Source organism: Microvirga arabica (genome assembly GCF_016811235.1).
Taxonomy (GTDB): domain Bacteria; phylum Pseudomonadota; class Alphaproteobacteria; order Rhizobiales; family Beijerinckiaceae; genus Microvirga; species Microvirga arabica.
In genome coordinates, this window is sequence record NZ_JAFBID010000005.1 from 98,027 (window position 1) to 117,633 (window position 19,607).

General features: G+C 63.1%; 13 protein-coding genes. 5 read left to right on the top strand and 8 right to left on the bottom strand.

Features of this window, described 5'->3' with window-relative positions:
- The first annotated feature begins 210 nt into the window (after window positions 1-210).
- Both JQC81_RS04390 and JQC81_RS04395 read left to right on the top strand, forming a co-directional pair.
- Window positions 211-486: a hypothetical protein gene (locus JQC81_RS04390; protein WP_203270503.1), complete on the top strand. Its 276-nt coding sequence runs from the start codon at window positions 211-213 to the stop codon at window positions 484-486.
- A 423-nt stretch (window positions 487-909) separates the two neighbouring features.
- The gene (locus JQC81_RS04395) at window positions 910-1,497 is read left to right on the top strand and encodes an alpha-ketoglutarate-dependent dioxygenase AlkB (RefSeq protein ID WP_203270504.1); all 588 of its coding nucleotides are present in this window, start codon (window positions 910-912) and stop codon (window positions 1,495-1,497) included.
- Between the two features lie 227 nt (window positions 1,498-1,724).
- On the opposite strand, the gene JQC81_RS04400 is transcribed toward JQC81_RS04395, so the two are convergent.
- From JQC81_RS04400 to JQC81_RS04410, 3 genes are all read right to left on the bottom strand, one after another.
- Entirely contained in the window at window positions 1,725-2,870 is a 1,146-nt protein-coding gene (locus JQC81_RS04400) for a hypothetical protein (protein ID WP_203270505.1), read from the bottom strand.
- A 171-nt stretch (window positions 2,871-3,041) separates the two neighbouring features.
- Window positions 3,042-3,929: an ImmA/IrrE family metallo-endopeptidase gene (locus JQC81_RS04405; protein ID WP_203270506.1), complete on the bottom strand. Its 888-nt coding sequence runs from the start codon at window positions 3,927-3,929 to the stop codon at window positions 3,042-3,044.
- Window positions 3,929-4,237: a helix-turn-helix domain-containing protein gene (locus JQC81_RS04410; RefSeq protein ID WP_203270507.1), complete on the bottom strand. Its 309-nt coding sequence runs from the start codon at window positions 4,235-4,237 to the stop codon at window positions 3,929-3,931. The genes JQC81_RS04405 and JQC81_RS04410 overlap by 1 nt, the downstream gene beginning before the upstream one ends.
- A 146-nt stretch (window positions 4,238-4,383) precedes the next feature.
- Between JQC81_RS04410 and mblB the strand changes: the two genes are divergently transcribed.
- The 3 genes from mblB to JQC81_RS04425 are packed head-to-tail and all read left to right on the top strand — an operon-like array spanning window position 4,384 to window position 8,589.
- Window positions 4,384-5,535, top strand: coding sequence for an anti-phage 6A-MBL system MBL-fold protein (gene mblB, locus JQC81_RS04415; RefSeq protein WP_203270508.1), 1,152 nt, complete (start codon window positions 4,384-4,386; stop codon window positions 5,533-5,535).
- Between the two features lie 10 nt (window positions 5,536-5,545).
- Complete coding sequence (gene cap2-3, locus JQC81_RS04420) at window positions 5,546-7,858, top strand: anti-phage 6A-MBL system cap2_3 protein (protein WP_203270509.1); 2,313 nt, start codon at window positions 5,546-5,548, stop codon at window positions 7,856-7,858.
- Window positions 7,855-8,589 (top strand): hypothetical protein, encoded by a 735-nt coding sequence (locus tag JQC81_RS04425; RefSeq protein WP_203270510.1) that lies wholly within the window; start codon window positions 7,855-7,857, stop codon window positions 8,587-8,589. The genes cap2-3 and JQC81_RS04425 overlap by 4 nt, the downstream gene beginning before the upstream one ends.
- A gap of 110 nt (window positions 8,590-8,699) precedes the next feature.
- Here JQC81_RS04425 and JQC81_RS04430 read toward each other — a convergent pair whose 3' ends face one another.
- From JQC81_RS04430 to JQC81_RS04450, 5 genes are read right to left on the bottom strand one after another with little or no spacing between them, the layout of a single operon-like run.
- Entirely contained in the window at window positions 8,700-9,815 is a 1,116-nt protein-coding gene (locus JQC81_RS04430) for an ImmA/IrrE family metallo-endopeptidase (RefSeq protein WP_203270511.1), read from the bottom strand.
- A gap of 2 nt (window positions 9,816-9,817) precedes the next feature.
- Window positions 9,818-10,210: a hypothetical protein gene (locus JQC81_RS04435; RefSeq protein ID WP_203270512.1), complete on the bottom strand. Its 393-nt coding sequence runs from the start codon at window positions 10,208-10,210 to the stop codon at window positions 9,818-9,820.
- Window positions 10,211-10,222: 12 nt separating this feature from the next.
- The gene (locus JQC81_RS04440; protein ID WP_203270513.1) at window positions 10,223-11,083 is read right to left on the bottom strand and encodes a hypothetical protein; all 861 of its coding nucleotides are present in this window, start codon (window positions 11,081-11,083) and stop codon (window positions 10,223-10,225) included.
- Window positions 11,080-13,251 (bottom strand): UvrD-helicase domain-containing protein, encoded by a 2,172-nt coding sequence (locus tag JQC81_RS04445; RefSeq protein WP_203270514.1) that lies wholly within the window; start codon window positions 13,249-13,251, stop codon window positions 11,080-11,082. The genes JQC81_RS04440 and JQC81_RS04445 overlap by 4 nt, the downstream gene beginning before the upstream one ends.
- The gene (locus JQC81_RS04450; RefSeq protein WP_203270515.1) at window positions 13,248-19,607 is read right to left on the bottom strand and encodes a DEAD/DEAH box helicase family protein; all 6,360 of its coding nucleotides are present in this window, start codon (window positions 19,605-19,607) and stop codon (window positions 13,248-13,250) included. Before JQC81_RS04450 ends, JQC81_RS04445 begins: the two co-directional genes overlap by 4 nt.

Genomic DNA, 19,607 nt, shown 5'->3' on the forward strand with positions numbered 1-19,607 from the left:
TCGATGTGGGCGGTCTCCCCCAACGACCAGGAAACACCGCCTCCACTCGCAACGCCGCGGCTGTTGCGGCCTCATTGAACCGCAAGCAAAGCCTCACCGCCGAGGGCTTGGTCTAGAGGGTTGCCGTTAACCATCGACCACTTGAACACGTGACCAGCGCCTCCTCTCAAGCATACTGACGTTTATCCGACGAATTTGGAGGGAACATAGATGGGTGAGACTATCCTGCGCGAGGGTGGCATTTGCATCACCGTCTACGAGTGGGCCGTGGTCACGCCTGACGATGGGCCTTGGCGCGCCGACGTCACTGTGCCCGGGGGCATCGGAAAGATAACTGTTGATGGCCTCACGCGTCAGGCTGTTATTGACAAGGGCGAGCTCGTGGGTCGCGACATGATCGACTTCGCGAAGCGATGGCCGAAGGGGCGAATTCGGGGTGCGGCAAGGGCAGAGGCCGAGGCCGAAACACAGCTCGACCTGCTCTGAACCGAGCCGGCCTTTCCCGTAGCAGGCCTATTTCTGCATAGGAAAGCGGAACATGGAATTGAGACATTTCTGGCAGCGGCTCGCTCCCGACTGTTGATTGAGATAGCCAGCCACTTATCTCTGACACGAAGTGGCAACGGCCCCTCGTTCAGCCAGTTGCCATTCCACTGCTCCCATGCGAACACGGCCCCACAGCGCAGCCCTATCGGGTCAGCTCGACTGGGCGCTTTCTGGCCGAGACGGCAGGCGCGTTGCGGCGCTGTGAACTTGCCCAGCGAGAGAACACGGACCCCTCTCGGCCGAGAGACTGTGGATCCTAATCCGGCCCCGAAAGCGTCAGAGCGGCCTCGCCCACAGCAACGTTCATTTCTGCAAGGGAACAGAGTGGCTGGATGCGCGTCTCACGTGCAGTGAAAGACGCTCATGAACCAAGGCCAATTTGATCTTTTCAAAATACCCCCTTCCCTGCCGGGAGGTTTTCGCTATCGCCTAGAGTTCCTGTCGAAGGACGAGGAACGCGACCTTGTAGAGAGGTTTGCGGACCTACCGTTCAAGGGGTTCGAATTCCAAGGTTACCGCGGCAAGCGACGCGTGATCTCCTTCGGCTGGCAGTACGACTTCAACCGGATGGAGTTGCAAAAGACAGAGGACGTTCCTGACTTCCTGCTCCCCTTACGGGAGCGTGCAGCCCGCTTCGCCGGCCTGGAGCCCCCAGATCTGCAGCACGTGCTTTTGTCGGAATACGCCTCTGGAGCCGGGATCGGCTGGCACAGGGACAAGCCCATGTTCGCTGAGGTGGTCGGCATCTCGCTCGGATCACCGTGCGTGTTCCGCTTCAGGCGTAAGGCAGGCAGCAAGTGGGAGCGCGCCTCCGTCGTCGCCGAACCGCGCTCGGTGTACCTTTTGCAGGGGCCGTCCCGAACGGAATGGGAGCACAGCATCCCAGCAGTGGACCACCTGCGCTATTCAATCACCTTCAGGAGCTTTGGCTCCTCAGACCATCCTGATTAGCAGCCAAAGCTGCGCTGCAAATGTCGTATGGTTGCAGAGTATCCAGCCTGAGGAGTGCTTGCTTGTTCCAGCAGAGGCATATGCAGGATCACCGGCCGCATTCTTGGTTTCGGCAACCGTTCGCCCATGGCCGGTCGCACTGAACACATGGTCAGGTTTCCGGGACAGCATCATCCGGCATCCGCATGTCAGTGTTTGCAACACGCGGTACCGTGGACTCGGGCCTGCTACTCAGGCCAGTTGTGAGGCAAGCCGAAAACTTCGTGCAATGGAATGCCGGATGTCGCGCGCAGCTCATTGTTGTGGGGGCGCCATGCATCAACACGGAAATCCAGACCCTCGACGACGCGCAAAGCATACGGGTTCTCTATCAGGCACGCAGACCGTTGCCCCAGCGACCACGCGTCAAGTCGCTCTGTGGACAGCACGGCGCTCAGCCTACGGCATTGGGGTCCGTTCGGCCCATTCCAAACTCCATCCGGCACCCGCCCCCATCCAGAGGCCTCATCACCGATGGACTCGTAATAAGCTTCGGTGCCGAGCAAGGCGGTGAAGACATCATCACGGCCAGCGGCTTGGTCGAGGGCGTTGACTGCCACGACCAGCGGCAGGTCGAGAGCACCGTAGCGGGTTGCCTTATTGATCAAGGCCGTCCGGATTGCCGCCTGCGGCGAAGCTTGGCGAACGCCACCGAAAATAACGCCGGTCGCGCGACGGTCACGCTCACCCCGGGTGGACCGTCTTGGGATTGGTCTCAGTTCAAGCCGCATGCTGTGGAGGTCCTCGGCGAACACATCGTCGACTGCCCCGCGCTCCCAAGTCTGCGCAACCGTGGTGTGATCGAGGGTGGCCAGCCATTGGGTGACGCGGTTGGTCAGGTTGCGCAATGCCACTGGGGTCGCCGGCGCGCCTCGCGTGCGGATGTCGAGCAGGAACTCGGGCGAATCGAGCCGATCCAAGGCGGCGAGCACATCGTCCTTCCGGCGCCGCGCGCCAACCTCCTGATCCGACTCGCCGCGAGCAAGAGCTGCCTCCAGGTAAAAGCGTACCCCCTGCGCATCCTCGACGAGGAAATCAGGCCGGCGACGGGAGCCGGGCACTGCCGGCTCCACATCGAGGACGCGCATGCCGGCGCGCAGGCACCATTCATGCAGCAGGAGCTCAAAGACGGCACTCTCATGTGCGGCCTCATCGCGAATGCGGGCAGCGAGCTCTGACCGCAGAGGAGCCGGGTACCGCTCGATGAACCCCTCCAGCGTGGCTCGAATGAGGACCGCTTCGCGACGCGCAGATCGGTTGAGATAATCGAAACGCGGCTGCCCGGCGCGAGCACCCCCCTCAAGGTCATGTGGACCACCGTCGAAGATTGTCATGCTTGACACCTCTTTTACCTGGAAGCATCAGCCAGCACCTAAGGACAAGCGTAAGCGTGCACAAGCCCGGCCCCTGCGGATGGCCTCGCTGCTTCGAAGGGACTAGGGCGTCCTGGAGATCGTCACGAAGAGGCTGATCCTTGCCTCCCGAGCTCAGCCGGCTGTCCGTCCTTATGGACGCTCCCGCAGAAAACGGTCGAACGTGTCTTCCACGTCGGGCTCATCCATCCTGTACCCTCGGACCTCCTTGCCGAGATGAAGGATGGTGAGAACCTGATCGTAACGATCCGAATGGAATGAGACCTCTTCGACCGGCTCAGGGAACCATACATGCGCGGGAAGAAAGACACCGTATCTCGCCTCCTCCGAGAAATCCTCCATGCCAGCGCATGACGCGGCCGGGATTTCAAAGGGCTCGCCCGATGTGCGGATAAACCGCCCCGACCTGAGTGCCGGTTCGCTCGACCGAGCCCACAGGGCATACCCATCGCGTGAGACCACCAGCAACGAGCGACGCTCCGTGTATTCAAGCCACCGCAGCGTCACTGCAAGGAGGGAAACGCCATACCGATCCGCACAGGTGCTCAGCGCGGTCAAATCCGGCTTGTCTTTAGGAGCAATCTGGCGGCGCATGTCATCAAGTGGCATGAGAAGTGCCGCCGCGAATTCGTCAGCCTCTTTCTCAATGCCTTTGCCGTCGCGTCGGGAGACGGAGGTTTCGTCGCAACGGACACCGTCCTCTGACATGAGGTGCCGATGCATCAGGTAATGAGCGAGTTCATGGGCGACTGTGAAGCGACGGCGACCGTCGCTGACACCGTCGTTGTTGTAAAGGATGCCCCATCCCTTCCGAGGTCGGCCCATCGGGACGAGGGCTCCTTCAAACCCTGGCAGGCTTTCCCCCACCACCTTCAGGATGGGATCATCCGGCCAGCATTGACGCGAATAGTCCAGCGCCAAGGCCTCGACGTCTACGGGAAACCTGTTCGTCGGGAAGGCCGCGTTCAGCAGGACCGTCAGGTCGGCGGCCCAGCGCCCCGGCTTCTTCCCCTGCGACATCAGTCCCCCATTATATCCGTCATCTTGCGGATGCGCTCTTTCACGGCCGGGTCGAGCCCCTGATACTTTCGGAAGAAAGCCTCATCCTCTGCCGACTGCAGATCCCCGTCGTTGGACATGAGGTAGTCGCCAGTGACGCCGAGGGCGGCGGCTATGCGGGCGATCTTCTCGGCCGACGGACGGGGCGGGTTCTTGTTCTCAAGCTCCCAGATGTAACTTTTGCTCGATTCGGTGCGCTCGGCCAACTGATCCAACGTCAGGCCAGCTTTTTTCCGCAAATTCCGAATTTTCTCGCCAAAGGCAGCCATTGGGTTCTCCGTTCGTTCTCGTTATTCGTTTTTGTTCGGAGTAGGCATACTAGAACTCCTTGACAAGGGAAACAAGCGTCGCCATGTTCGGAGTAGACATACTTAATAGCCCGTAAAGGGCACATCTGAGGGAAAGGAGATCTGCCATGGGGGCAAAGACGATTCACTTCCGAGTAGGCAACGGTGACATGGCTCTCTTCGAGTTGGAGAGCGGCCGGACCATCCTGACCGACATCAATATCCGCGCCGCCGCGGACGATCCCGAGGAGAAAGACATCCCGGATGTGGCTGGCCAGCTCCGCAAGCGGCTCAAGCGGGATGCGGCGGGACGGTTGTATGTCGACGCCTTTCTCCTCACCCACCCCGACCAGGACCACTGCCGCGGGCTGCAGAAGCACTTCCACCTCGGCCCCCTCAGCTCCTGGTCGGCCAAGGACGACAAGATCGTGATCCGGGAGATGTGGTCGAGCCCCGTGGTTTTCCGCCGAGCCTGCAAGAACCACACGCTGTGTGACGATGCGAAGGCCTGGAACACGGAGGCGCGCCGCCGAGTGAACCTCTTCAGGACATGGCGCTACGCAGGAGAGGGCGACCGCATCCTCATCCTGGGCGAGGATATCGACGGCAAGACCGATGATCTCCGCGCCATCCTCGTCAAGGCCAACGAGACGTTCAGGATCATCGGGGGCGTAATGGACGGTACGTTCGAGGCGCGGCTGCTCGCTCCGATTCTCCCATCCGGGGACGAGGAAGAGGAAGAGACCCTGTCGAAGAACAACAGCTCCGTCGTCCTGCGGCTCGACCTTCAGGCCGACGGGACTGCTGCCGCAGCCCGCTACCTGCTCGGTGGCGATGCGGAGGTCGTGATCTGGGAGCGTATCTGGGACCGTAATGCCCACCAGTCCTCGGTCCTGGAATACGACGTCCTCGTGGCGCCGCATCATTGCAGCTGGCATAGCCTGTCCCGCTTCAGCTGGTCGATCTGGGGAGAGGCTGCCATCGTCTCGGAGACCGCGCGCAAGGCACTTGGCCAGGCACGCCCGGGAGCGCTGATCCTGTCGAGCAGCAAGACGATCTGCGACGATGACCGTGACCCACCCTGCACGCGCGCGAAGCGGGAGTACCAGGATATCCTGCGCCCGAAGAGCGGCAGCTTCACCTGCATCGCCGATCAGAAGGGGCAGGAGCCGTACGAAATCGAGGTCACCTGGGCTGGGGCCAAGCCGAAGCGTTCCATGGTGGCCGCGAGCGTTGCGCTGGTCAGCGGCGTCGGCGCCCAGCCCTGGCCGCATGGCTGAGGAGCGTCGATTGAGCCCTCCAGCAGCCCTGCAGATTTCCCGTGCCTTGCGCGTGATCGCGACACATCCCGCCGTGGCCTCGGTCACAGCGGGGCCCGACCTGGATCCCTCGATCACCACCGCGACGGTGCACATCGACACCAATCTCCCTGGGCCATGGCGGGCCGAAGGCCTCAGTCCGAATGGCGTGCTGGCGGTGGAACCTGTGGTGCTCGCCTTCACGGCACGTTATCCGCTGTCGCCGCCCAGGGTTTTCCTGCGAGAGGACTTCGACCGGTCGCATCCCCATCTCTTGCCCATCAAGAAGGGCTTGCCGCCAGAGCCATGTTACCTCGCGGGATCCACGCGCGAGTTGATGCGCTCGCGAGGCATTCTCGGCGTCGTTGGGCAGATCGCGGACTGGCTGGAGCGCGCCGCGCTGGTCCAGCTCATCGACCCGACGCACGGGTGGGAGCCGACCCGCCGCGACGATTTCAGCGACATCATCATCGCCGATGCGGCATGGCTCCAGAGCCTGCCGACCCGCTCGGCGGGTTCGGCGGTTTACGATGCCGAATACATCGCCTCAGGGGCAAGCATGGGGGATGGGATCTACCGGCTTGAGACCTCTAATCGTCTCCGGCCCCTTGATGCCGAGTTCGCCGGGTCGTTCCGCTTCGGAAGCCAGGCTGGCGTAAGATGGGGCTCCGGCCTCGCCCTGGTCGCTTGGTCCGGCAAGGCCGCATCGGGCGCCCCTTTCGTCGCCGACCGGTACACCCCAGAAACGGTTTCAGACGTGGCATCCCTGCACCGTCGCGCGCAGGAGCTCGGCTGCGGGGAGGTGTTCGCGGCGCGGATGAGGTTGATGGAACAGCGCCTCCGAGCCGTGTCGTTCAAGGCTCCCGCCCCGTTGGCAGTCATCCTCCTGGCTCGCCGTCCCTGCAACCTCTCGGGGACGAACTCGCCCATCGAAGCCTGTCCCTACCTTATCGAAATCGGTGGGGGCGATGACCTCTCGCCGAAGAGCGACCATCCGGTCCGACTGGCCCTTCACTGCGATGTGCTCTCGATCCCGCTGCTGCGGCGTGCTTCCGGCGATGACGAGAGCCAGGAACGGCCCTCATGGACACTGCTGGGCTGCGGCAGTGTCGGGTCTAAGATGGCCGTGCACATGGCGCGAACCGGGCGCGGTCCATCGGTCGTCATCGACCGGGACATCATGCTGCCCCACAACTTCGCCCGTCATGCCACTCTTCCAGAAGACGATGGCTCGCGCATGTTCGCCGGCAAGGCCGGGCTGCTTGCCCAGGCCCTTGACGATTTTCGCCAGCCGGCAACAGCGATGAACATCGACATCATCTCTGAACTGACGGAGGCCAAGGCCGGGGGCTCGGCAATGTTCCCGCCAGGAGCGGGTGTGGTGGTCAATGCCACCGGTTCGGTTGCCGTTCGGGAAGCGTTGGCCGCCAACTCGCTCCCGAGCCGTCCCCGCGTCATCGAAACGTGCCTGCTGGGAGCAGGCAGCTTCGGCTACATGACTGTGGAAGGACCGGCGGCCAATCCTTCGACGGCCGACCTCGCTGTCGAGGCCTATCGCCATCTTCAGCGGGACCCGTCCTCACGGCACCTGGCCTTCGGCACCGAGGCACAGGCCATCGCCATCGGGCAGAGTTGCTCGTCCCTCACATTCCCGCTTTCCGACGCGCGCCTGTCCGCCCTGTGCGCGCCGATGGCGGAGACCTTGGCCAACACCCTCAGGTACGGCCCTCCGCCTGCGGGTGGCGAACTTCTGCTCGGGCGCCTGGCCGAAGACGGCCTCAATCAAACCTGGGCTCGGATCCCCATCGAGCCGTGGCTTGTGGTCCAAGGATCCAATCCAGATGCACCCTGTGTGCGCCTGAGCTCCCGCGTCGATGCAGCCATCCGTCAGGCGGTGGCCGACCGGGCGGGCGTCGAGACGGGCGGAGTTCTCATCGGCCGGTACGCCGACGTGGGCAACACCTTCCATGTGGTCGATGTTCTGCCGGCGCCGCCCGACAGCCGCTTCAGCAGGGATGAATTCATCCTTGGCAAGGAAGGGCTTCGCGACACCCTGGAAGATATCGTGTCTGGTTCGGGTGGAGCCCTGTATCCGTTGGGGACCTGGCACAATCACCTTGTGCCGAGCGGAGCATCGGCAACCGATCTCCGCACCGCCTTGCACCTTGCCGCCGAGCAAACCTTTCCCGTGCTCATGTTGATCCTCAGGCCGGACGGCTACGAGAGCCTCGTCGTCGAAGCAACCCATCCGGTTGGGCTCCCTCCCGCATCCGCGTCCTCCGACACACTTGGAACTGCCGCATGATCCACATCGACCGCTACACGATCACAGCCCGCGTCCTGCCGGCGCTTGTCATCCTTGTTCCACTTGCCCTGGCCGTGCTGCCCTGGATCGAAGTGACGTTCGATCCGTGGAAGTGGGGTGGTGCCGGTCTTGTCACGACCGTCATGGCTTACTTCATCTCCCAGGTGACGCGCGACGCCGGCAAGAAGCTGGAAGAGAAGCTGTGGCACGAGTGGGGCGGCTGCCCGTCGGCGATCTATCTGAGGCACCGTGATCCGCAATTGGCTTCGGGTGAGAAACAGGCCTTGCACAAGGCGATCAAGCGCCTCAATCCAAACCTGGACCTTCCGACTGCGGCAGAGGAAGCACGCGATCCTGTGTCTTGCGACCAGCGCTATGATCGGGCAGCGGCTTGGCTCCGGAACCAGACCCGGGACAGCAAGAAGTTTCATCTCATCTATGCCGAGAACGTATCCTATGGGTTCCAGCGAAACCTGCTCGCTCTCCGTCCGTGGGGTCTGCTGTCCAGTGTGATCGGCCTGATCTCTGCAGGCCTAGCGCTGTGGTTTGGAAAGCCTGCATTTGCCTCGGTCGCAGGCTCGCTGGCGATTGGGGGCTACTTGTTGTTGATCACGACCGCCAGCCTGAGGCGCCAATCCGATGTCTACACCCGTCGTCTTTTTGAAGCGGTTGACATGATGCTCCCGATCAAGACCTCTCGTTCAAAGGCCACTGCGAAGGCCGAGGCATGACGAAGCCCAATCGGACACATATGGTGAGGGCGCAGAGGGTTTGGCGGCTTTAACGAATTGGACCGTTGAAGATCGCACTCCTCGCCCGCCATGGCATGCGGAGTGCGGGTCTAGCCTGCTCTCGGTTTTTCGAACAGAACCTTACCGTAAGAAATATTGGCTAGCCGTTCTATCCTGGCCGCCGCGCGGACCACGGCGTCGATATCGACTTTCGACAAGTTCGCCGACTTGGCGTGCGGACGAAGGTAGTTGGCTGAGGCCGGCTTCAAGCCGGCCCGGGCAGCAACGAGGTACGCGACCGCCTCGGCCTCGATCTCGCGCTCGCTAAGGCTCAAATGGGTTCGATCCGGCCAACCGCTCTCATTCGCCTTGGTCGTGATCGACTGGCAGCCTCCTAAGTGGCCACAGAAGATATGACCAAGCTCATGAGCCAAGGTGACAAAACGCTCACGAGGTGTCATCCGATCATTGATCACGACCCCATAGACCCGAATGCCTTCGACGACTGACGCGGCGGTCTGCACGTCGACGGCGGACGGCCCTAGCGCGTCTGGCGCATCGGCCCCTGTCCGACCATCGACACCGTGGTATGCGGCCGTTCCAGCGCTGTCATAGCCATGCCGACGGAATTCCGTCTTCACGCGGAACAGCTTCTGTTTTTCAAGCCCCCGGATCAAGGTCGCGAGCATCTGAGGGGAAAATTCACCTGCGACCGCGAAAGGATCGTTGGGATCGTCGCGCTCCAGCGGAGGCCCGGTATCAGCCAACTCATAGACGAATCGAATGGGTCCGAATGGCCAGAGGATGATGATCGGGACGGCATCCGGGAGCACGTGCCGGCCTATCTTCACCCATTCGTACTCGGAAGCGACAGCCCGGGCTCCTGGACGCTGGATGTACACCATTCTGGCATTCCAGACGGACATTCGCCGGAACCGCGTCACGAATTCCAGCGACTGGACCAGAGAGTCCGGGGTCGTTGTCTCCAAAGCCTCTTTGATCAGCTGGCGGACTTGCAGCCCCTGGGCGTCGGCGGCATCCTGCGGTTCCGGTTCAAGGGACGTCCGCACGGCAGCGACAATGGTGACCTGCTCCTGATGGGTCGGCCTCCTTGAATTGGGTACCTTCGCGCTTTCAAGCGACGCCTGAACCGCCGCTACGATGGCCGTCTGCTCCTGCCGGTTCGGCCGGCTAATGCCCAGCAGGCCCTTGATGAAGCCCAACATGGTCAGCGCAACGCCGAGAGAACACGGAGCGCCTGTCCGGCCGATGTGACGGGCACAGGCAGTAGCGGCCGGTTCCTAAGTTCGGGAACACCCAAGAGATTGGACAAGCGCCCGTAGCGGTCGGGATCATTCCTGTCCGGATAAGAGATGCTGATCTCCGGCACCACGATGCCCTCTGCGGCCACGGCCTTCTTCACGACCTCCGTCACCGGCAGCCAGAACCTGATCGCATCCAGCGTGACCCGCTCGAAAGCGAAAACCCTGCGCCCCGCCACGGTGCGGAAAGTGCACTGGTAGAGCCGGTTTGGCTGATGCCGCTCGAAGCGCGGATCGCGCTCCACGGCCGCCTCGATTTCCAACCCGAGGCGGGAGGGCTTCTTTGGTTCGCGCGTCATGACTTTCCCGGTCTAGCTGAGAGGGCCCGCTTTCCTGATCCGCCGCAGGATCTCCCGGCCGCCGGTTGTGTTCGGCCCGAAATGCACCCCGCGTGCCTGTTGGCCCGTGTAATGCACTATGCTTGGCACCCCTTCCTGTGCAGGAAGGCCCCAGGTCTTGCTCTGTCGGGTGACGATGATGCTGAGTTCGTCCCTCTGCGCCCGCGGCAGGAGCACATCGCGAACGTAGCGCCGGGCCTGGAGGGTCGAGGGAAGGATCTCAAGGAGCTTATGACCATTAAACGAAGTGGAGTGGTAGGGCACGAGCTCGATGCATGCGACGCGTCGAGACAATTCGCGCAGCGCCTTGCGATAGCTCCCACACAGAGGGACAAGCTCCATGGCGACGGCCCTCAGCTTGCGCTCCCACCACTGATAGCCACCCGTCCAGCAAAACTCGGGATCCAGATTGAGGTTGGGGAACTCCATCCCGTGGACCGCCTGGGAGAGGTTGCCCAGCACTCGTTCCCGCCAAGAGGGGCAGCGATATTCGACATGAAAGTCGAAAACGCCGCCGCCACCCGGGTTCAACAGGAGGATGAAGATGTCAGCCTGGGCGAGATCGCCGGCATACGGGACGGGAAGAAGCGAGAAATAGAACCGTTCGTCTCCGACACCGAGTGTTCCCGACTGAACGAAGGTGTCGAAGTTCTCGGCGGCGGCGGTCGCAAGCCACCCTCCGTGAGGTGACTTGGCGATGACCGGGCGGTCCTGTGGATGGACGAAGGGAGCTTGATCCTTGAAACCGGACCAGAACGCCGGCAGCGTGAAACGCTGCAGAGCCTCATCAACAGCCGGATCCGCAGAGGCAGCGGAAGTAATTGCGCTCATCATGCCGCCTTCGCCTGCTGGCCAGCCGCCACCTTTGGCAGCAGTTCGCTTTGATCTCCCGAACTCGCCACGAACAGACGCGTCTTGGCGCGCGTAGCTGAAACGTGCAGAAGCGCCTTGTCCGCCTCGACGACCTGCCGCCTGATCGCGGCATCGGGCGCGGCATCCAAGATCCGGCGCGGTGGCACCACACCGTCGTTGACATCGACGATGGCGATGGCCGCGAACTCCAGCCCCTTCGCGCGGTGCATCGTGCCCAGACGCAATCCAGGCTTGGCCCGGTCGTCAGCCTTTTTCCGCGCAAGCAGGTTCACCTTGAAGCCGCGCGCCTTCAGTCCGTTGGCTGCAGCCGTGACGAGATCGTTCGTGCGCGCGAGGACACAGATCTCGCTTTCCTCGATTCCATCGGCCTTGCAGCGCTCGATCCATTCGATCAGGGCCGTCATTTCCTCCTCCGAGGAGGAGCAGATGGCGATGTCCGGCTTTGGGCCGTGGAAGAGGCTGCGATAGCCCGTCAGGTCATCCGTAGACTCGTCAAGATCGTCGACGGTGACGCCCTGGACGATAGCCTCGGCAAAGCGCCGGATCTCGTCGGAGGTCCGGTAGCAGATGCGGAGCTTGCGGCTCCTACCCCGAACATTGATGCCGCACTTGGTCATGGACGCCCTGCGTCCGTAGATGCGCTGGTGCGCGTCGCCGACGATGAACATGCTGTGGGGGCCGGCCACACCATCAGCCTTGGGGGCGATCTCAGCGATCAGACGGAAGGCCTCGGCACCGAGGTCCTGCGCCTCGTCGACCACAATGGCACGGTACGGCAGCAGGGCTGGCTTTGCGCGAAGGATCTCCCGGGCGTGCCGGTAGGCGTCCTCGGCCTCGGAGAGTTCCTCCTCGTCGAGCCGGGCGCGGTAGGCCGCGAACACGGCCCAGACCTTCTCCTTGGTCTTCCGGTCGATGGACGTGCCACGCCCGGTCCGCTGCACCCGAAGGTAACCTGGCAGATCCGAGATGCCGTTCGCCTGCACGACCTGGCGCCACTCATCGCGCAGAAACTCCAGGGTCAAGCCGATGTCCTTGCCGTGCGCCCGGAAGGCGGCGTCCCATGCGTCCTGCAAGCGCGGAGCCTCCCCATACAGGATCTCCCGCTGGTAGCCCTGGCGCCGGAGGAAATCCGTCACCCATCCATCAAGATGGATGACCTCGATCCGGTCCATCTCCTCCTGCGAGCAAAGATTGGCCAGGTTCGCCTTCACGTCCGCCGCGAGGTTCGACGTGAAGGTCGTGAAGAGGATCTTGCCGAGCGCATCCTTCGCCGCGATCAAGCGGTCGGCCAGGTAGCGGGCGCGGTGCATCCCGACTACTGTCTTGCCGGTGCCGGCGCCGCCCCTGACAAGGACCGGCCCATTCCATTGGCGGTTCACGAGCTTGCGCTGGGATGGATGGAGGAAGACGCGCCAAAACTCCAAGGGCTCGTCGAGCACCTTCTGGAGCTCCTGGTCGCCCTCCACGAACCAGAAGGAGCGCTGGCTTTCCGGCGTCTTGAGCGCCGCAGCGAAGTCATCCGTCGAGATGCTCGGGCCGGAGGTGCGCTCCAGCTCCTCCAACGTTTCCTCGACCGAGTAACCCACCGCCAAGCAGATTAACGCGTCGTATGCGTCAGCCGGGATACCCGGCTTGTTGGCTTCGAGTTCTTCATCAGTCTGGATTACCCTGATCGCCGGCAGCAGCGCCTCAGGGACACCGACCGCAATTAGATCGGCATCGCTGTAATCCGCAAAACGTGCCCTCGACGTGGATGCCACAACTGCGGGCGTACGCGGCGCCTCGACGAGGCTCATGTCGGTGACCTGCACCGAGGCGGTCAACGGGTTGATGTCAATGATGCGGTCACGCGCCCAACGATAGGCATCGTCGTGCTTGTCCATCCACAGCACGACTAGGGCGCCGCCGCGGTCGTACACGATAGCGCGGTGGCCCTGGTCGATCCGGGCCGACTTCATGTGGCGGTCGCGGGCCCCTTCGATGCTCTCGAAGTTGACCCCGTTCGCAGCCGGGTCGTTCTTCAGCTTGAGGATGAGTTTGGCCGCCTTGTCCTGAACCGCCCGCGGCAGCCGATTCTGCGACAACAGGGCGTCGATCATGATATGAACGTCAGGCTTGCGCGCGGTCATGCCGGCTCTCCTACTGGATCGTCATCGAATATGTTTTCCTGCCCGGCGTAGACGATGATCGTCCAGCCTGGGAAGAGGCCTGCGAGGTTGGCATCAAGCACAATCCCCCGTTTCTTGTCGGGCCACGCCAGCTCCAAGGTGCCGAGGGCATTTCCTTCCTCATCGGCCACCTCGTAGAGAACCTCCGGAGGAGCGACGGGAGGGACTTGCTGCCTGAGGTTCTGGACGAGTGATAGCAGGTCGGAGAGGACCAACCGCTCGACGTCCGTCCAAGCCTCACTGTTGGCATCGACTTTCCCGGATAGTGGACGCGGAGCGGGAGAAAGACCCATCTCCTCCGTGCACCCCACGTACAGCGGACCGCCGAACTGAAGAAGGTTGAGGAGGCGCAGCGCCCCGTTCCAAGCCTTCTTGGCCTCCGGCGAAGCCTCCAGGCGGTGCTCGAAGCCAACGACGGTGGTCAGCGCGTGGGCCTCCGGCCACGCAGGCGGCTTCCATGGCTGTTCCACTACGACAGTGAAGCAACCGATACCCTTATCTAGCCTCTGTCCGTACAGCGGCGTCTTAGGAATGGCCTCCAAGGTTGCCCGGCCGGGATCGCCGGTGAACACCTCCGTTGACGCCAAGACGGCCTTGGGATCCTTGCCAGCCTGCATCCCTGCCAGGAACACGCCTGTCGAAATTGCGCGAGCCCGATTCTTCCACACAGCAAGATCCGGGCACCGAACGAAGCGCAGGAACTGGTCGAACGGTGCCGCCTCCAGGACAGCCTTCAGGTCGGTCAGGACTTGAGCTCCATCGGTGAGGAGCTTGAGCCTCTCCTCCGGCAGCGGTGGGACAGGATCCCAGAGATGCTTCTTGGCCTCGCTCGAGGCCGCCTCGACGTCGGACCAAGACAGCGACCACACCAGGGCATGTCCTGACCGGAGGAGTTCCTGGCGAATCGTCAGGTCCTTGGGAACCCGGTCGTGGTGCCATTGCCAGCCGTCGAGGTAGATCGCCATGGGTTTGGAGTCTGGCGTCGGCACCGCGGGCCACAGGACGAAGTCGGCCCGGGTTCTTGGAATGCCCAGAGAGGGAAGCCGCTTGTCGAGATCAACCTGCGGCTCCAGGCGCCACTCCCCCTCGCTCAGCTTGACGAAATAGCCCGGCTGCCCGTTGACCACCGTGCTGATAAACTTGCCCCCGTTGTCGATGACGTCGTGCTTGAAGCGCCTCAGGAACATCGCTTCAAGCTCACTCTCCAGAGCCTTGTTGAGCTTCACGCCGTCCACGTTGTCGACCGAACGCAGCTTGTCCCAGTCAGTCAGGATCTCGGCGATGATCCGGCTTGCGGTGTCGCGGGACACCTCCCCTCGCCCGAATGTCGAGGCGTGCGAACGGATGCAGCGCGGGCAGCCATCCTTGCGGGGATCCATGTTGCAGACGCAGTCGCGCATGTGCGCCAGCGCGAGCGCGAACACGTCTCGCATCTCGTCCGGCCGGGTGGCGAGTTGCTTGAGATAGCCCGTCCCACCGGGGACGGTATCGTAAAGATAGAGGTACCGGCGCGTGAGCGGGCCGTCGGCCGCTTCCACCAACGACGTGCGCAGATGGTCGACCTTGCCCTTGAAGTGGAGGCGCAGCCCAAGGTCCATGGCCGCGCGAAGGGACTTCACTTTGTTGTGGTCCTGATCGTTCGAGGAGGCGAGCGGCAGCAGGAACCGGATCGCCTCTGACGTGAACTCCCGGTAAAGATAGACGACCGACACGTAAGTGTCGTCGCTCTCGGAGTTCACCTCCTGGCACCGGGGCTGATGCAGGCCCTTTTTGGAGCCGTCCCGGCGTAGGCGGCGGATCTCCTCGGGATCCTGGACGCGGCCGCAGGAGCGGCAGAGCGAGAACCCGTGCCCGAGGCGGCGCTCACCGGCCACCTTCTGGCCGGACGGCGTGTCGCCGGTCTCGCCGAAGTTGACTTCACGGAACGTGCATCGCCGCAGGTGCTCGAACGCGAACGGCAGGACCCCGTCCTCGACGGCGTAGGCGTCTCCGATCTGACTGCGGTCGAACGCAGGCAGATAGTCGCGGTCGAAGTAGCGGGTCTCGCGCTCGTCCCCATCGTCTCCGATCCGCGTGTTGCGGTCGCTCCCGACGGCAAAGACCTGCTTCAAGCGGATCATAGGGCGGCGTGACCCCATGTCGGCCCACATCATGGATCCGCAGGACGGGCACCCATCCGACGTGGTCTCCGCAGGCGCAAGGGCCATGTGGGTGCAGTCCGGGCAGACGCGCCAGTGCTCGATGGGCGAGGCCGACAGGTCGACCTGGTCGATTTTGAGCTTCCGGCTGTCGGCGTAGAACAAGGCGCTCGGAGCGAACTCGCCTAGAGCGGCCGCTGCCGGCCTTGTGTATTCGGTGATGGTCGGAGCCTTTTCATCGTCCGTGGACGCATCCGAGCGGTACAAGATCGACTTCAGCGTGACGCCCTGCTCCGGGAACAGGCAGTTTGGGAGAATGCCCCGGTCCGTCAGGAAGCCGACGATGTCGCCGTTGTTGATCTCGCGCTTGATCGGCCCCAAGGCTCGCTTCTCACGGTCGAGCGCGGTCAGACGCTCGTTCAGATCGAGCGGCGGCGGCTCCTGAGCCTTGAGCTTCTTGACCATGGCCGTCGCCGCCTCGATGCGCTGCTGGATCGCGGCGATCTCATTGGCGACATCGGCGAACTCATTCGCAACGGCGTGAGCCAAACCCTCATTGTCCCCGCCGTGCGCGAACGCGTGGAGTGTCTCTAAGGCCTCGGTATCCTCCCGGAGCCTCGGGAACAGAGCGCAGAACTCCTCGAACAGGCGCGTCGCATTCGCCTCGACGAACGCGAACCAGAACAGCGGGAAGGCATTCTGATTGTTCGTCGCGATGGCGTTGAGCGCATCACGGACCTTTCCGTAGCCCTTGACCCCTGCCCCCTTCTCGGCCACCCAGCGGTCGAGCGTGTAGGCCGCGAACTGGCGCTTCAGGATGGCGACTGCTTTCAGATGGACGCCTGGCGTCCGAACCTTTCCGGAGATCATCTCCTCGGGGTCCGTCCAGTACCACATGTCATGGGGACGGGCGGTCGCGACCGTCACGTTGAGGGAGTTGCCGTCCCGGCGCCCCGTCCGCCCGATGCGTTGGACGTAGTTGGCCTGCTCGGGAGGGACAGAGCACAGCACCAGGGTCGACAGGTCGCCGATGTTGATACCCATCTCCAGCGTCGGTGTCGCCGCCAGGAGATTGGGGTACCAGGCCTTGCGGTCCTGGGTCATGAAGCGCTGCTCGACCTGCTGGCGCTTCTCACGGTCGAGGAGGCTGGTGTGCTCGGCCGCGATGACGCGCTTGATCCGCCCCTTGGTGAGGATCCGGGTGCGGTACCCGTTGCGGCGGGCATCCCCATCCAGTTCCATGGCCCCGTCACAACCGACGCGGGTGCACCGCATCCCAGTCCAAACATTGGTATAGGATTGGGGCACGTGATGCTGGTTCCCGCAGGTGTCGCAGCGGACCGTAGCGGTCTTGGCGTAGACCCGCACCGTTTCCGGACGCAGGCCCCAGGCGCAGATCGCCGCCAGATCCTTCCCAGTGCCGATGGGAAGCCGCTCCACGATGCGGCGGTTCTCCAGGACCTTGAACACGAGCTCATAGAAGTCGCGGTACAGCTCGCCCGTGAGAACGAGCTTGTGCTCGAACCACTTGAGGAACCAAGGGACGTACCAGCCTCCGACACTGTCCGTGGTCAGCGGCTCGAAGCCCCGCAGGATCCGGTTGGAGGGAAACGTCGGCTTGGGGGCAGCCGGGGCATATTGTGGGAGGGACCGTCCGTTCGGGTGAGCCTTCACCACGGCATACCAGTTCGCCTCGCGGGCGACGTAGAGCTTGGTGATGTCAGTCGCCACCGCACCGCGGGCCCGCATGTGGTCGAGCAGGCCGACCAGAAACCGCAGCAGGCCGTCCTGGGAAATCACGTCCGAAGCCATCCCAAGCTGGTCCTGCATCCGAGCGGCGATCTCTTCGCAAATAGGCTCGATCAGGGATAGATCAGGATGAGGAGCAGCGAGGCCTGTTCGCTCGATGGTGGCTCCGAGGCGGGACCGGAAGGTCAGCTCCGCAAAGCTCTCCCAGGCCAGTCGTTGCTGGAGGTATTCCGGCAGCTTGCTCTCGATGGGGAGTTCGTCGGTCGCGAGGAGATCCTTGTAGTCCTTCCGCCATTCCATATCGGCAGGCAGATACGTGGCGACGAACTCGCTATCCGGTGTCTCCTCCCCCAATGCCTTCTGCATCGCTTTGGGGGCTTCCGCCTCCACGACGCCCATATCAGGATCCACGGCCTCGCAGACAAAGCGCGACAAGCCGGCTCGGAACACATTCGACGCATTCCGGGCCTGAAGAACGCCCGCCCGGTGGGCGGCGTCTTGAACGGAGTCGGAGAAGGTCAGGAGCTTGGGGTCGTCGTTGTGGTCCGACCCGAACATGGTCGCCACCATACCGGTCACCAGGGTCACTGATTGCGCGCCCAGGATGCCGAGACCGTTCGGGGACCCGCAGAAGGTGCAGTCGTGATCGACCCGGAACTTCTCGTCGGTGAGGCGCCCTGGCTTATGGACGTAGGCTTCGATCAGTTTATCCGGCGCAGCGCGGCAGGATTCGCATCCTCCCTCCGGGCAGCTTTCACCGTAGTTCGGGACAAGGCATTCGGTGCACAGCCAGGCGGTCCTCGTCTGACCGACCACCTTGCGCTTGATCCGCGGAACCGGCGGCTCCCTGAACACGAACCGGAGTCGGTCCGAGTAACCGAAGTAGGCGCTGTAGACCTCTTGGAGTTCCGCCGAGAGAGGGCGGCGCTCGTCGTTCGGGGTGACGGTCGCCCACCCTGCCCCGCCACAGGACCGGCAATGGATGACCGGCAGGGCCCGCCGCTGTTCGTCCATGCCAAGGTCGTCGTGATGCTGAAGACGTGGCGTCTGGTCGACATTGGCCACCATGCGTCGCAACTCCCGCAGCCAGAGCTGATGGCGCACGTTAAAGAAGGGCATAGGGATTGGCTGTCCAGCGTCGTTGACGACGTCTGGATAGATGCGCCTGGCATGCGCCACCAGGGCGGTCAGAGTGTCGAGCAGGGCTTCAAGGTGGTCGTCGTTGAGGCCCCGATACAGCTTATTCCGGCGGAACTCCTCCTTGATGTCGCCATAGGCTTTTGGCCGGCCCTTGAGGACCTTGAGCAGCGTCTGGAAGAACACGTGCCCGTCCAGCATCTGCCCCAAGGTCACCCGCCATTCCATGGTTGAGATGTCCTTGGGCGGCTGGGCCTTGAACCAGAACGCGAAAGCGACCCGCACGAGCTCCTCGGGGCTGAGGTCATCCGTCTTGCGCACGAGCGCCGTCGATTGATCCTCCGCCGGCACGTCGAGGGCGGTGATCTGGATGTCCTCCAGATACTCATTGACCGACTGGCGGTCCTCCAGGACCACCGAGGAGGCATCGAACGGCTCGTCGAAGATCTCCCGCGCGTAGGCCACAAGATCCTCGATGGCCTCCGGCCCACCGAGGGTGGCGGAGGTGCCAACGCAGCAAAGGTCGCCATGCCGCATGTTCAGGCGGGCCTTCAGGCGCCGGATCAGGCTCGCCAAGTCCGTACCCTGGGCGCCGTCGAACGTGTGGAGCTCGTCCACGATCAGGTGGCGCAGGGTGTCGGGCCGGTTCTTCTCCCAGATCTCGCGCTCGTCCGGGCGGACAAGCATGTAGTCGAGCATCTTGTAGTTGGTCAGAAGAATGTCCGGCGGGTTCTTCACCAGCGCCTCTCGGGAGTCGATGATCCCGGTGTCCGTCATGACGGACGACGGATGTTCGGGACGCTGGTCGGCGTAGATGCCGGCCCGCAGTCCCTTCAGCTTCGGGTTCTTGGCAATGAGCTTCGCGATCCGGCGCGCCTGGTCAGATGCCAACGCGTTCATCGGATAGATGATGATCGCCTTAATGCCCGGCTCGCCCCTGGCCTTGGCGCAGCTGTCGAGCACAGGCAGGAGGAAGCACTCCGTCTTGCCCGAACCGGTTCCGGTCGCCACGAGGGTCGACTTCGGGCGCGCACCGGAGAGTCGCTCGAACGCGCGCTCCTGATGCCTGTACGGCTTGAACCCTAGCGGTACGTCCGGGAAGAACTCCTCCGCCCTTTCGCTCCGCCTGAACGGCATGTCGAGCGACAGCCATGGCCCCTTGATCAGAGCCTCCGGTTCGTTGAGGAAGCCTTCGATGATGTTCTCGAAGGCCTTCGTCGACGGCGAAAACGAGGCGCGTAGTTGGTCTTCAACGCCAGCCCGAACCTGGCGCGCAAGGATGGAGGGAAGCAT